Here is a 14,143-nt window from a genome sequence, read left to right as displayed (position 1 = left end):
AAAATTAGGTCTATTTCTTGATAAATTATTATTCATCATCATCTGCAGCGGCAGTATAAACATTAGAAACATCATCGTTATCTTCTAATGCATCAATTAAATGAGAAAATTGCTCTTTTTTATCTGCTGGAACTGGAGTGGTGTTTTGCGGAATCATAGTTAATTCAGCGTTAGCTAACTTGTAGCCAGCTTTTTCTAAAGCATCACGTACAGCTGTAAATTGCTTAGGATCAGTGTAGATTTCAAATGCATCATCACTAGTTTCTAAATCATCCCCACCAGCGTCCATAACATCAAGTAAAACTTGGTCTTCGTCAGCATCAGTAGTGGAACGATCAATTACAATATATCCCTTACGGTCAAACATGTAAGCAACAGAACCAGTTGCACCGAGTGAACCTCCATTACGAGTAAAGGCAACACGAACATCAGAAGCAGTACGGTTCTTGTTATCAGTTAAAGCTTCAACTAAAACTGCAACACCACCGGGTGCGTAGCCTTCATAGGTAATTTCATCATAATGTTCATCTGAATTACCTTCAGCCTTCTTAATAGCACGTTCAATATTAGTCTTAGGCATGTTTGCTGCACGTGCTTTATCCATAACCATACGTAAAGTAGGATTTCCTGAAGGGTCAGGACCACCACTCTTTGCAGCCATATAAATTTCACGAGATAATTTTTGGAAAACTTTACCTCTCTTAGCGTCTTGCGCATTCTTGCGGCCTTGAATATTGTGCCATTTTGAATGTCCTGACATAAGAATCCTTCTTTCTTTTTATTTAATATAGTTAACCTTGTCAATCATAACGCACTCAAGGTTTAAATTCAATCTATGATTAATTATGAATTACTTTTTTCTTGATGGTGTCTAATCCAGTAGATAAAAATACAGAATAAAATAGCTAAAAGTGCTCCGGCTGAATCAAGAGCAACATCGTGAAGACTTGGAGTTCTATCTCCAGTCAAATATTGGTGAAATTCATCTAATCCCGCTAATCCAATAATCCCTAGCCAAATAAATAAGGGGCCACACCATTTTTTAAATAAGCGGTCTAAGCCTAAACAAGCAAATAAACCAACTAAAAAATATGATGAAAAATGGGCAAATTTTCTCATGACAAATTGAGTCATTCCCGCTTCCCCATTGTCCAAAAATGCATTGTGCCAACGTCCAGCATAATAGATATTCCACTTTCCAACTACTCTTTCAATAATTGGAAAATGTCGATGAATAAATCCTGGTGACATCTCTTGTTCGTGATAAGTCATTGAACTAGAAATAAATAAACCTAAAAGCACTAAGAGCATCAAACAAACAAAGATCATTTCTCGCTTCGTTAATACTGTTTTTTTCATTTTTCAACTTTCCTACTTTCAAGTTCTTCAGCAACCAAAATAATTATTTTTTTAGCAATTTCAATTTTAGTTGTCTCTACTATATTCTCGATTGTTTTATCTTGCCTTAAAATCGTAACTTTATCTTTATCGCTACCAAATACTCCATGACTGACATCATTTGCAACAATCATATCAGCGTTTTTCTCTTGCAGTTTTTTAGAAGCATTTTCTAATAAATTGTTTGTTTCAGCGGCAAAGCCAACAACAACTTGGTTTGCCTTTTTTATACTTCCCATTTTTTTCAAAATATCAGGAGTTTCTTTCAAATAAATCTTTAACTCATCCCCCTGATCCTGCTTTTTGATTTTATGAGTAATATAATTTACCGGTTCATAATCTGCTACAGCAGCTGCCATAATCAAAGCATCTGCTCCTAAAAAAGCAGTCTTAACAGCTGAGAGCATTTCTTCAGTAGTTTCTACCTTAATATTTTTTAAATTAGGTGAGTTAGGTAATGAAACAGCAATGTGTCCTGAAATTAAAATCACCTCTGCCCCAGCAGCAAGAGCAGCTTTAGCTAAAGCTATTCCCATCTTACCACTCGAACGGTTACCCAAAAAACGAACTGGATCAAGTGGAGATATGGTTCCACCTGCAGTAATTACAATTTTTTTACCAGCTAATACTTTTTTAGCTTGAAGAGAATCATCTATCCAAGCCATAATGTCATCTGGCTCTGGCATCCTTCCCTTGCCGCTATATCCTTCAGCTAAGCGCCCAGTAGCAGGATCCATTACAGCAATTCCATCTTGTTTTAATAATGCTAGATTTCTTTGAAAGGCTGGATTACTCCACATATGACTGTTCATAGCTGGAACTACGTATTTAGGTGAAGCTGTTGCTAAAAAAGTCGTAGTTGCCGCATCATCAGCAATACCATTTGCAATTTTGGCAATAAAATTAGCAGTTGCTGGGACTACAACAGCCATTTCTGTCCAATCAGCCAATTCAATATGCTGGATCTGATTAGCTCTTTCTTTTTCCCAGAGATCAGTCAATACTGGATACTTAGTTAAAGCAGCTAATGTTTGGGTACCGATCAAGTGGACAGCTTCTTTTGTCATAGCTACTCTTACTTCATGTCCTTTTTTTTGAAAATTTCGTACAACATTAATTGCTTTATAGGCAGCAATACTACCTGTAATATAAATTGTAGCTTTCATTTCTTCTCAACCTTAATTTCATAATTTCTTTCTACTATAACACAAGCCAACTAAGACAAATTATTAAAAAATAAATTATCAAATTAAAAAACATTACCAGATTCTGATATGATTTATATTGAATAAAGATATAGCTCCAATACCTTGAAAGGATAAATATACAAAATGAAAAAATATTATCAAAAGATTTTTTCTCTTTTTATTGTAATGGGAACATTATTTTTTGTTCTTACTGGTTGCTCCAAAAAGGATAATTCATCGTCTAACAAAATATCGATTGTTACGAGCACCAATGTTTATGCTGATATTGCCCAAAATGTTTTGGGTAAGTACGGTAAGACAACAGCCATTATTACTAGTAGTTCCACCGATCCCCATGATTTCGAACCAACTACTGCAGATGCAAAAAAAGTTCAAGACGCCAAAATTATTGTAGCTAATGGTTTAGGATATGATTCCTGGCTAGCAAAATTAGCTAAATCAAGTAATAAGTCTGCTGTCTTAGTTGGCGAAGACTTAATGAATTTGAAAAGCGGTGATAATCCTCATATCTGGTTTGACTTAAATATGCCAACCAAATATGTCAACTATTTGGTAAAGCGTTTATCTAAAATTGATAAAAAGCATGCAAACTATTATAAAGAACATGGAACTAAATACTTAGAAAAAATAAAAAAAGTTCAAAAAATGGCTGATTCTATTGATGGTACAAAGCAAAAGCCAGTATATGTTAGTGAACCAGTATTCGATTACGCTTTGAAAGCTACCCACTTTAAGATTGGTGATAAAGCTTTTGAAGAAGCAATTGAAAATGAAACCGATCCAAGTGCCAAAATTGTTCATCAAATGAATCAAACTATTAATAATCGTGGTATCTCTTTCTTTGTTAAGAACTCCCAAGTAAATAGTTCCACTGTTAACAATTTCGTTAAAAGAGCTAAATCAAAGAAGATTCCAATCTTGCAAGTTCGTGAAACCATTCCAAACAATACAACTTATTTGAAGTGGATAACAGAAAATTACCAAAATTTAGCAAATATCAATAAAAAGTTAAAATAATTACCAAAAAAGAGGCATAAGCCTCTTTTTTATTACCCTAAAATATCTTTTAATTTGCTATTAAATTGCTTAGGAATTTCCGCCATAATTACATGACCAGTTGGTGACATAATAAAACTATCTACTTGATCATTTTTTTCTTCAAGAAGTTTTTCATATCCTTCACGATAATACGGACTCTCCTTAGCAATAAAAAAAGTAATTGGAATTGATGCGTTTTCTATAACTTTTCGCCAATCTAGCGACATATGATTTTCTAATAAGTCCACATTATCTTTTCTATTAAACGGATCTTCTTCTTTTGCTTTCATGAGTTGGGCATAAACATTATCATCTAGTCCTGCAAAAGTTTCGTGAACATGAGGTCTTTCTTGGCATTTTTCATGATAATTTTCACTTGTATAGTCCATAAAACCATACTTCCAATTCCTATCATTAAGCATCTTAGGTGATTGATCTATCACTAATGCACGTTTAACTACAGTTGGCCATTTTTTTATTAGACAGAAAATAATCGAAGCGCCCATTGAGTGTCCCATGAAAGTAGCCTGTTTAATTTTTAGAAAAGAAATTAATTCTTCTAAGTCTTGTGTTAGACGGGCAATATTATGACCTTTTTCTGTTCGTTGGCTCTTCCCCATATTCCGATGATCATAAGTAAGTACTTGATATCCTAAATTATTAAGAAATGATACTTGAGCAGACCATATTTCTTGATATGCCCCAAAACCATTAACTAAGACAATCGTCTTCCCTTTCCCAGTTAATTTATAATTAATTTTTATATTATCACTTGTTTCAAACAGCATTTTTACTCCTTATTCTGCTTAATTCTAATGAATAAACATCCAACTACAGCAATAATCGCAGTAATCAGTGCTTGACTTAATCCACTACTTAAACTTACATTGATCCCGGTATAAACGCTTTGTTGAAGCGAGCTTGTGGCAATTTCAGCTGCATATGATAAAACCCCATATGAACCTACTGCGGCAATTAAAAGTGGTAAAATTGCAATCTTTTTACCAAATAAAACCATTACCATTGCCAAAATATAAAGACCAATTAGTAGGAAATAAATCAAATGATAAATCTCGGCTGCTTGTTTTACATCAGCAGAATTCTGCCTTAATTGTTCATTTACTAATTGTAATATTAACTGATTAAAAACTTGTTCTTGCTGCGTATCATTATTTAGTTTTAAATCAGATGCAGCTAATTTACCATTGGCTAAATAATTAGTACTCAATTGATTTAGCCCTTGATATGATGTCTTTAATTCAATATTTTTGGGTAATTGTGATAAAAGTGTATCTTCGATTCCTGATTCTTGCAAAAAGGCAACTCCCATTTGCAAGTCACTATTATTCGCTTGGTCAACAACTTTATTAATTGAGCTTTTCACAAGACCAGCGGTACTATCAACTTTCAATTCAACTGGACTTGTTAAAGTCAAACTCAATGAAATAAAGATTAATCCAACTACAACTAATCTCCAAATCCATTTTATAAATTTCATTTTTTCTCCTAACGAAAATTTTAATAGTCTTTTATAATCCCCAAAATAATACATAAAGTTTTTTGGGGTGCTATATAATAAAAGTGTAACAAATATTAAAGGAGTTCAGCATGATTGATGAAAAACTAAAAGAATTTTTCAATAAATTTCCTCATATCAAGGAAAATAAACCTTTACAAAATACTCTGAGTAAAAAAATCAACAACCTAATAAAAAAAGAAATTCAGCATGGTGCAAGTCAGGTCGAAGCAGAACAAAAAGCACTTTTAAATTTAACTGATCTAGACACTTTATTATCACAATTAAAGAATTTAGAAGAAACTGACTACAGTAAATACAATGACTTTTTTGCTAAAATCTTTGATTCAAAATTAGTTAACGAATTAAATCTCAAATTAAATCAAATTGATGAGATTCACCTTAACTACCGTTTGGGCGATATTTTGGTCTTACCCACTAATTCATCAAACTTAATTGTGCATGACTTTATGTCTCGAAACATTGAAAATCTTCATTCAACGGTCGAAAAAGCTGGCAATGTCTTAAAAATTACCCAAGGTCCACGTAAGCTGGTTGGAATTTTTAAAAACAAAACTTTATTATTTTTACCTAAAAATTTTACTGGTTTTCTAACAATTAGAAGTCAAAGCGGTGATGTTTATATTAATAAAGTCACAAATTATTGCCTGCTTGATGTTACTGCAGTTTCTGGAGATTTATTGTTAGCTCACTCTAAGCTTAAACGCGTCCAGGCAGACCTAAAGTCAGGCGATATTGCTGTTTCTAGTACATCTGCGAATGTGTTTCATATTAATGCGCATTCTGGAATTTTAACTAGCGATCATGTTTGCGCAAAAGAAGAAATTTCTTATCATACAAGCAGTGGAAACATAGATTTAGATAATATTTCTACCAAAAACTTTTTTATTGATACAAAGAGTGGAAAAATTATTATTAATGACCTTAATAGCGAAAGAATGGATTTAGTCACTGATACAGGAAATATGAGCCTAAATAATATTAAAGGTAGCGGTGATATTAAGTCTGGAATTGGTAAAATAAATTTATCAATTGCTGATAAATCTAACTTTAGTTTTTCAATTAAAAGCAGAGTTGGAAGTATCCGTGTAAATGTACCAAGAACAGAATTATTTAAATTCAAAATTAATACTAAGAAAATCGGTCCTACCGATCTTCCACTCGACTCCATTATTTATGGCAATAATGAATACGATGAAATTGAAGGATACGTTGGCGATGAAAATTCAAGCAATTCACTAATAATCACAAGTGAAATCGGAAAAGTATCAATTAAAAACTAAAATTAAATAGCCTTAGAAAAAATGCTAGCAAACCTAAAATTTGCTAGCATTTTTTCTAAATCATTAATCCAACTTTATATCCTGCAAAAACTAAAATTAAGCCACCGCCATAAGATAATAAAGCATAAAGAAGAAATATTTTATAATTATGGTCTTGCCAATGAGAAAGCAATTCAACATTTAATGTAGAAAAGGTCGTATAACCTCCCAGTACCCCAGTTCCAACCAAAGCATAAATAAATGGCGATAAGTTGCGCGAAAAAACTAGTCCTAACAAAAATGCTCCAGTAAGATTTATTAATAAAGTGGCATAAGGAAAGTTGCTAGACCAATGTTTTTTACCATAATTAGTAATTCCGTATCTGAGAACTGCTCCCCAAATTGCTCCAAAACCAGCTGTTAGAAGTGCACTTATCATGCTCTTATTGCCAACTTTCTACCTAATATTTTTCCTGTAATCATTCCTAAATAAGCAAATAAAAATCCAATAAAGATTGAACTAAAGAAATATATCAGTGCCTGATTATTCATTCCGTTTTCTAATTGCTTAAACGTATCCAAATGGAAACTAGAAAAGGTTGTAAATGCACCTACAAAACCTGTACTTAACCCTGTAACTAGCCAATCTCGTCCTTCTCTAAATTCAATAAAGAAATATGTTAGAAATGCCAATAAAAAGCAACCAATGATATTAGCTACAAAAGTTCCAGCCTGTGACCAAATTACATTTAAATAAGCACGTAATGCACCTCCAAAAAATGCAAATAAACCAACACTGATATAATTTTTCAACTTTTTATTCATTAAAAACCAACCTTCTTATTGCATATGCAATTCCATCTTCATTATTTGTTCGAGTAACATAATTAGCTCGCTTCTTTATCTCTAATACCGCGTTTCCCATAGCCACTTTATAAAAATCTGGAACGTCAAACATAGAAATATCATTTTTTTGATCACCAAAAATCATTACTTCATCTTGTTTAAGATTAAGTTTCCGTGCCAATTCTTTCAAAGCGTTTCCTTTTGAAGCCCGCTTAGAATTAATTTCAATTAATGTTTCATCAGAGGTAGAAACATTATATTTTTCAATAACTTCTTGAGGTAAACCACGATAAACCCTTTCCATTTCTGATGGAGCACCTGAAAACATAGCTTTTGTAAATTTTAAATCTTTTGCTATATCTTTTAACTCACAAACTTCAATTGGCATTCTAGTTAGCCAACTTTCACGCGATAAATAGTAGTTGACAAAGTGATTTAATGTAATAAACTTATCCCTTACTTCAACATGAAAGTTAGCTTTCAGTTGCTGAGCTATTTTTTCAAAAAACTGGAAATCTTGATAATTTAGTAATTCTTCAACTACCGCATTTCCTTGTGCATTCAAAACCAGAGCGCCATTAAAAGCAACAGCATATTGATTAGGATCTTGCAGATCTAACTGATCTAAATACTCTTTAATTCCTGGAAATGGCCTCCCCGAGCAGGGAACGATTTTGATACCTGATCGAGATGCTTTTTGTAAAGCTTCCTTTGTTTCATAACTTATTTCTTGTTTATCATTCAATAAAGTTCCATCAAGATCAACGGCAATTAATTTTATCTTCATCAATTTTCTCCTATGTAAACGTTCGCTTTCCTTTCTATTATACAAAAAAAGACGACACTACTCCCTTATTACACATAAGAAAGTAGGCGTCGTCAGATCTTAATCGGTTAAATTGGTGAACGCCATCACCTATTATAATTTAATCAAGGCAGTTTATTTTGAACCCATCTCTTCTTCAACGACTTTAGCCACTTCTTCACAATACTTATCAGCTAATTCTTGTGTTGGTGCTTCAGTCATAACACGAAGTAAACTTTGAGTTCCAGATGGACGAACAAAAATCCGTCCTTCATCGCTCAATTCTTCTTCTACCTTTTTAATTGCTTCGGTAATACGCTTATGTTCTTTCCAGTCTTTTTTATCTTTAACAGGAACATTGATTAAGCGTTGTGGATATTCCTTAAAGTCGCTTAATAATTCACTTAATGACTTACCGGTATCCTTCATTACGTATAATAAATGCAATCCAGTAAGCATTCCATCACCAGTATTATGATAGTCACTGATAATAACATGACCAGATTGTTCACCGCCTAGATTATAACCATTAGCTCTCATTTCTTCTGAAACATAACGGTCACCAACTTGAGTTCTGACATTCTTAAGGCCACGTCTTTCTAAAGCCTTAGTAAAGCCTAAGTTACTCATCACAGTTGTAACAATCGTATCTTTCTTTAAACGGCCATGATCAGCAAGATATGAACCAATTACATACATAATATGGTCGCCATCGACTTCGTTACCATTTTCATCAACAGCAATACAACGGTCAGCATCCCCATCAAATGCTAAGCCCAATTGAGCACCTTGCTTTACAACTTCTTCTTGTAACTTCTTAGTATGAGTTGCACCTACATGATCATTAATATTTAAGCCATTGGGATGAGTTGCGATTGTAGTAAAATCAACGCCCATATCAGCAAATAATCTTGAAATTAAAGCACTAGCTGCGCCGTTTGCACCATCTACAACAACTTTAATTCCGCCTAATTCTTCAGGTAAAGTATTTTCAATAAATTGCAAGTACTTTGAAGCACCTTCGTGGTAATTCGTTACAGTACCTAAACCTTCAGCTGAAGGACGTGGAAGCGTATCTTCTGGTGCATCAATTAATTTTTCAATTTCTTCTTCTTTAGCATCAGATAGTTTTAAACCATCACTACCAAAGAACTTAATCCCATTATCTTCAACTGGATTATGAGAAGCTGAGATTTGAACACCAGCATCTGCACCTTGAGCACGAACTAAGTAAGAAAGGCCTGGGGTCGTAATCACACCAACTTCTAAAACTTCAATTCCTACGGAAAGTAAACCAGAAATCAATGCATATTCTAACATTTGTCCAGAAATACGAGTATCACGCGAAACTAATACTTTAGCTCTTTCACCATCTTTTTTATCTTTGGTAAGAACATATCCTCCATCACGACCTAATTTAAAAGCCATTTCTGGAGTTAAGCCAGCATTAGCAACTCCCCGTACACCATCTGTTCCAAAATATTTAAGCATAATTTTTAACAACCTTTCCTTGTTTTATTCCTTTTTAGCAGTAGTATCAGTCACCTTTATATGAACTGGTATTACTGATGGTGAAGCCTTAACTACGCCCTTTGGTAATTTAATTGTTACATCTCTTGTAACATCTTGATTAATGCCACTTAAATCAACCTTTAAAGGAAGAGATGTTATTTTCTTTAGCGTATTCTCATCACCATATATCTCAACTGTTTCTTCTTTCGCGGTTAATGAATAAACATGAGTTGATGATTCATTTTTGGACGTCACGTTTATTTTAACCTTTTTTTTCGACAAGTTAATTGGGATAGTAATGTGCGCTGTTGCTGGATCAATAGCAACATTGAGTTGATGTCCTTCTTTATCAAGTGCTACCAGCATTTCTTCACGCTCAAATGTGCTGTCTATTCCCTTTGGTAAATTTGCACGAGCTACGATACGATCAACTTGGTTAACTTCGCTCTTAGCGCCAGTAATGTTAACAACTTCTGGATCGCTCTTTGCTGTGCCAAGATTATACCCATGAGATACAGCACTCTTATTATACTCTATTTGTACAGGAAGGGTACGAGATTTTCTTTTTTGAATGTTTACGCGCACTTTACTTGGACTCACACTATAAGTTAACTGAGTACTTAAACCATTTACCTTAATTGGTACCGTATGTTCTCCAGTTTTTAAATGGCTTAAATCAATATAAACACGAAAATTTTGAGTATTAATAGTTGAAGTAACCAGCGCATTTGATCCTTCTAAAGTAAGATTTATTTTTTCGGGATAGCCAGTTACATAATACTTATCAGTATTAACAGAAACTTGCAGGGGAGCTTTAATTACTTGCGTCTTGGTCGCAGTTTTCAGAGTTTCCTCTCGACGTCCTTGAGTTACAAACCCCTGTTGATTAGACGAAACATAAATGGCCAGTAAAATTGCCAATATCAATGCAACAATGCGATAGAACCAAGGTTTATCAAAAAACTTTTTCATTTTTTATTTGACCCCCAATTCCAAACATGATTTACAATTCGTTGATACCATTTTGGCTTCTCTTCTTCTTCCTTTGGAACTAATTGAGCATTTAAGTACTTCAAATACTCTTCTCTAGTCAAATCAAGCATAAATTGGCTATTACGAGTGATTGTTACACCACCTGTTTCTTCAGATACAACAATTGTAATTGCATCAGTAACTTCTGAAATACCCACTGCTGCCCGGTGACGAGTTCCTAGCTTTTTAGGAATCATACTATTATCTGAAAGTGGCAAATAAGCAGCAGCAACCGCAATTCGATTGTTTCTAATAATTACTGCACCGTCATGTAATGGAGTGTTAGGAATAAAGATGTTGATTAATAACTCGCCAGTAATATCTGCATCAATCGGAATACCAGTTTCAATATAATCTTCCAAACCAGTATTTTGCTGGATCGTAATTAAAGCCCCAATTCTTCTTTTGGACATATATTGAATCGCCTTATCTAATTCTCCAATCATTTTCTCAGCGGCCTGTTTTTCAGTCATAGTTGTGCCACCAAAAATTGGCGATCTTCCTAAATGTTCAAGTCCACGTCTAATTTCTGGTTGAAAAATAACGATTGTTCCAATTACAGACCAAGAGAGAATTTGATCAACAAAATACGTTAGGGTATGTAAGTGTAATAATCCGGCTATAATTCTAACTACGATAATTAGAGATATTCCTTTAACTAATTGAACAGCCTTGGTTCCTCTTACCAACATAATTAAGCGATAAATAATATACCAAACAATCAGAATATCAATAATGTTCATTAAATTTTGCCAAGTAAATATTTGCTCAATGTTAAATTTCACTACTCATCCCTCCTAAGCCTTAATTATACCTAAACTACCGTCTTATCGACCATACATTTTAAATTCAAGAAACAGATCATTATATTCCTGAATTTTCTTAGGGCCTAAATCTTGATAAACTTGTAAATTTTTCATTGCTTGTTTGCTTGGATAAAATTGCTTATCATTTTTTATCTCTTTAGGTAGTAATTTTTGAGCTTTGATATTTGGCGTTGCATAACCAATATACTCGGCATTTTGAGCAGCATTTTTTGGATCAAGCATAAAATTAATAAAAGCATATGCCCCTGCTTTATTTTTAACAGTACGGGGAATAACAAAATTATCAAACCACAAGTTTGAACCTTCTGGTGGAACCACATAATGTAAATGTTTATTATCATTTAACATTGTCCGCGCTTCACCAGACCATGTTACACCAACAGCTGCTTCATTCTGAATCATATACATTTTTAGCTCATCAGAAATAATAGCCTTTACATTGGGGCCTAATCCATCTAATTTAGTTTTAGCTAATTTAAGATCTAATGAATTAGTAGTATTTAATGACTTCCCCATCGACGCTAATGATAGTCCCATAATATCTCTAGCAGAATCAACTAATAAGATATTATGACGATAATCTTTTGACCAAAGATCGTTCCAATGCTTTATCTGTCCAGGTTTTACAAACTTGTCATTATACACAATTCCTAATGTCCCCCAGAAATATGGGACTGAATAAGTATTCTTAGGATCAAATGAGTGATGCAAAAATTCACTTCCGATATTTTTATAATTTGGAATTTTTTTTGTATCAATTTTATCAAGTAACTTAGCCTTTCGCATTTTCGAAATCATGTAATCAGAAGGAACACAAATATCGTAAGCAGTGCCTCCCTGCTTTACCTTCGTATACATAGCTTCATTCGAATCAAAGGTTTCATAAATTACATGATAGCCAGTTTGCTTTTCGAATTTTTTTATCAGCTTAGGGTCAATATAGTCGCCCCAATTATAAATAATTAAATTCTTATTATTGGCGCTAACACCACTATTATCTAGCTTCTTAGCCCAAGCCTCTAACCCCAAGCAAACTGCTAAAATAGCTAAAATTCCAATCAATAACTTTTTCATTGTGCACGCCCCTTACCGATATGGGATTTGTGATTAGTAATTACATAATAAATTAATACCAAAACCATTACGAAGATAAACATTAAGGTACTTAAGGCATTGATCTCTAAATTAATCCCTTGCCGTGCGCGTGAATAAATTTCTACAGATAATGTTGAAAATCCATTTCCAGTTACAAAAAAAGTAACTGCAAAATCATCTAATGAATAAGTCAAAGCCATAAAAAAGCCAGCCAAAATTCCCGGTGTAATAGCTGGAATCATTACTTTGCTATAAACTTGCCAAGTCGAAGCACCCAAATCTCTAGCAGCATCGACTAAAGAGTAATCAAATTCTTTTAAACGCGGTAAAACCATTAATACAACAATCGGAATTGAAAATGCGATATGACTTAATAATACTGACCCAAAGCCCAAACCAATTCCTAAAAAAGTAAAAAAGATCAAAAAACTGGCACCAATAATTACATCTGGTGAAACCATCAAAACATTATTTAATGCTAATAAAGTTTTTTGTCCTTTTTTATTCTTAGTCTGACTAATTGCAATTGCACCAAAAGTTCCAATTACTGTCGCAATCAAACTAGATAAGAGAGCTAATAAAATTGTTTCTAGAAAAATTGCTAGTAGTCGATTATCGTTAAATAAATCCTGATAATGACTTAAAGTAAATTTTTCAAAATGATCCATATTATGACCACTTGAGAAAGAATAATATATTAAATAAAAGATGGGTAAATACATCAAAACAAGGACAAAAGCGAAATAAATCCGGGACCATTTTATTTTTTTCATAGCTTGATCTCCTTTTTACGACGATGATCAGACGAAGTAAATAGCATAACAATTACCATTAGGACTATTAATACAACCCCAATTGTCGATCCCATTGACCAATTCATTGTGGTCATAAAATATTCTTCAATTGCAGTACCAAGCGTAATTACTCTGTTTCCGCCAATTAATCTTGTCAACATGAATAAAGAGAGTGAAGGAATAAATACTGCTTGAATTCCTGACTCAACTCCAGATTTAGAAAGTGGCCATAAAACCTTCATAAATGTTTGCCACTTACTTGCACCCAAATCATAAGCTGCTTGAATTACAGCCGGATTAATATCACAAATTGCATTATAAATCGGTAAAATCATAAATGGAATTTCAATATAAGCCGCTACAAAAATAAAAGCGAAATCAGTAAATAAAATATTTGCCGGTGCTATACCAAAAAGCTTTAAAAAGTTATTTAGCAATCCATGCTTGCCGAAAATTCCGATAAATGCATAGGCTTTTAAAAGCAAATTAATCCAAGTTGGTAAAATAATCAAAAGTAGCCAAAATTGCTGATTTTTCATTTGACTTAAAATATATGCAATCGGATAGGAAATTAACAAGGTAATTAAGGTAATTAAAAATGCATACCAAAATGAATTTAGCGTCATTCTCAAAAAAGTTCCATTAACAAAAAATTGTTGGAAATTTTTCAAGGTAAAACCATCATCACCTTTAAAGGCATTAATAGTAATTAAAATAATCGGAGCAATAACAAATAAACCAAGCCAAAGTACATAAGGCACAAGAAAAAATAGCCTACTCTTTTTCATA

At 33.2% G+C, this 14,143-nt stretch carries 16 protein-coding genes and 1 riboswitch; of the genes, 2 read left to right on the top strand and 14 right to left on the bottom strand.

Features of this window, described 5'->3' with window-relative positions:
* Nucleotides 1-28: 28 nt before the first annotated feature.
* From AB5359_RS01165 to coaBC, 3 genes are all read right to left on the bottom strand, one after another.
* On the bottom strand, nt 29-760 hold the full coding sequence (locus tag AB5359_RS01165) for a YebC/PmpR family DNA-binding transcriptional regulator (RefSeq protein WP_020807906.1): 732 nt from the start codon (nt 758-760) through the stop codon (nt 29-31).
* Between the two features lie 83 nt (nt 761-843).
* Complete coding sequence (locus tag AB5359_RS01160) at nt 844-1,359, bottom strand: VanZ family protein (protein ID WP_003648482.1); 516 nt, start codon at nt 1,357-1,359, stop codon at nt 844-846.
* Complete coding sequence (gene coaBC / locus AB5359_RS01155) at nt 1,356-2,564, bottom strand: bifunctional phosphopantothenoylcysteine decarboxylase/phosphopantothenate--cysteine ligase CoaBC (RefSeq protein ID WP_048686404.1); 1,209 nt, start codon at nt 2,562-2,564, stop codon at nt 1,356-1,358. The genes AB5359_RS01160 and coaBC overlap by 4 nt, the downstream gene beginning before the upstream one ends.
* A gap of 165 nt (nt 2,565-2,729) precedes the next feature.
* On the opposite strand from coaBC, the gene AB5359_RS01150 reads away from it, so the two are divergent.
* Entirely contained in the window at nt 2,730-3,623 is an 894-nt protein-coding gene (locus AB5359_RS01150) for a metal ABC transporter solute-binding protein, Zn/Mn family (protein ID WP_077410434.1), read from the top strand.
* A 32-nt stretch (nt 3,624-3,655) separates the two neighbouring features.
* Here the strand turns inward: AB5359_RS01150 and AB5359_RS01145 are convergent, their stop codons facing one another.
* Both AB5359_RS01145 and AB5359_RS01140 read right to left on the bottom strand, forming a co-directional pair.
* Nucleotides 3,656-4,432: an alpha/beta fold hydrolase gene (locus AB5359_RS01145; RefSeq protein WP_048686400.1), complete on the bottom strand. Its 777-nt coding sequence runs from the start codon at nt 4,430-4,432 to the stop codon at nt 3,656-3,658.
* 2 nt (nt 4,433-4,434) lie between these two features.
* A complete protein-coding gene (locus AB5359_RS01140; RefSeq protein ID WP_035429590.1) occupies nt 4,435-5,142 on the bottom strand; it encodes a hypothetical protein in 708 nt (235 codons plus the stop codon).
* A gap of 110 nt (nt 5,143-5,252) precedes the next feature.
* On the opposite strand from AB5359_RS01140, the gene AB5359_RS01135 reads away from it, so the two are divergent.
* Complete coding sequence (locus tag AB5359_RS01135) at nt 5,253-6,464, top strand: DUF4097 family beta strand repeat-containing protein (protein ID WP_048686398.1); 1,212 nt, start codon at nt 5,253-5,255, stop codon at nt 6,462-6,464.
* 55 nt (nt 6,465-6,519) lie between these two features.
* Here AB5359_RS01135 and crcB read toward each other — a convergent pair whose 3' ends face one another.
* The 9 genes from crcB to AB5359_RS01090 form a co-directional block, all read right to left on the bottom strand.
* On the bottom strand, nt 6,520-6,882 hold the full coding sequence (gene crcB, locus AB5359_RS01130) for a fluoride efflux transporter CrcB (protein WP_077410435.1): 363 nt from the start codon (nt 6,880-6,882) through the stop codon (nt 6,520-6,522).
* Complete coding sequence (locus AB5359_RS01125) at nt 6,879-7,268, bottom strand: CrcB family protein (protein ID WP_048686394.1); 390 nt, start codon at nt 7,266-7,268, stop codon at nt 6,879-6,881. Before AB5359_RS01125 ends, crcB begins: the two co-directional genes overlap by 4 nt.
* Nucleotides 7,261-8,076, bottom strand: a complete 816-nt coding sequence (locus AB5359_RS01120) for a Cof-type HAD-IIB family hydrolase (protein ID WP_020806679.1) — start codon at nt 8,074-8,076, stop codon at nt 7,261-7,263. Before AB5359_RS01120 ends, AB5359_RS01125 begins: the two co-directional genes overlap by 8 nt.
* A gap of 76 nt (nt 8,077-8,152) precedes the next feature.
* Nucleotides 8,153-8,215: riboswitch (Fluoride riboswitch) on the bottom strand.
* 14 nt (nt 8,216-8,229) lie between these two features.
* A complete protein-coding gene (glmM, locus tag AB5359_RS01115) occupies nt 8,230-9,585 on the bottom strand; it encodes a phosphoglucosamine mutase (protein WP_049159378.1) in 1,356 nt (451 codons plus the stop codon).
* A gap of 24 nt (nt 9,586-9,609) precedes the next feature.
* Nucleotides 9,610-10,578: a YbbR-like domain-containing protein gene (locus AB5359_RS01110; RefSeq protein WP_003648472.1), complete on the bottom strand. Its 969-nt coding sequence runs from the start codon at nt 10,576-10,578 to the stop codon at nt 9,610-9,612.
* The gene (cdaA, locus tag AB5359_RS01105) at nt 10,575-11,423 is read right to left on the bottom strand and encodes a diadenylate cyclase CdaA (RefSeq protein WP_368279956.1); all 849 of its coding nucleotides are present in this window, start codon (nt 11,421-11,423) and stop codon (nt 10,575-10,577) included. Before cdaA ends, AB5359_RS01110 begins: the two co-directional genes overlap by 4 nt.
* Nucleotides 11,424-11,465: 42 nt before the next feature.
* Nucleotides 11,466-12,539 (bottom strand): PotD/PotF family extracellular solute-binding protein, encoded by a 1,074-nt coding sequence (locus AB5359_RS01100; RefSeq protein WP_003648470.1) that lies wholly within the window; start codon nt 12,537-12,539, stop codon nt 11,466-11,468.
* Complete coding sequence (locus tag AB5359_RS01095; protein ID WP_003647028.1) at nt 12,536-13,333, bottom strand: ABC transporter permease; 798 nt, start codon at nt 13,331-13,333, stop codon at nt 12,536-12,538. The genes AB5359_RS01100 and AB5359_RS01095 overlap by 4 nt, the downstream gene beginning before the upstream one ends.
* A complete protein-coding gene (locus tag AB5359_RS01090) occupies nt 13,330-14,142 on the bottom strand; it encodes an ABC transporter permease (RefSeq protein WP_003648469.1) in 813 nt (270 codons plus the stop codon). Before AB5359_RS01090 ends, AB5359_RS01095 begins: the two co-directional genes overlap by 4 nt.
* Nucleotide 14,143: the final 1 nt, after the last annotated feature.

This window comes from Lactobacillus sp. RTP31084st1_F9_RTP31084_210423, assembly GCF_040919545.1.
Lineage (GTDB): Bacteria > Bacillota > Bacilli > Lactobacillales > Lactobacillaceae > Lactobacillus > Lactobacillus paragasseri.
This window is presented reverse-complemented; position numbering and strand designations above follow the sequence as displayed.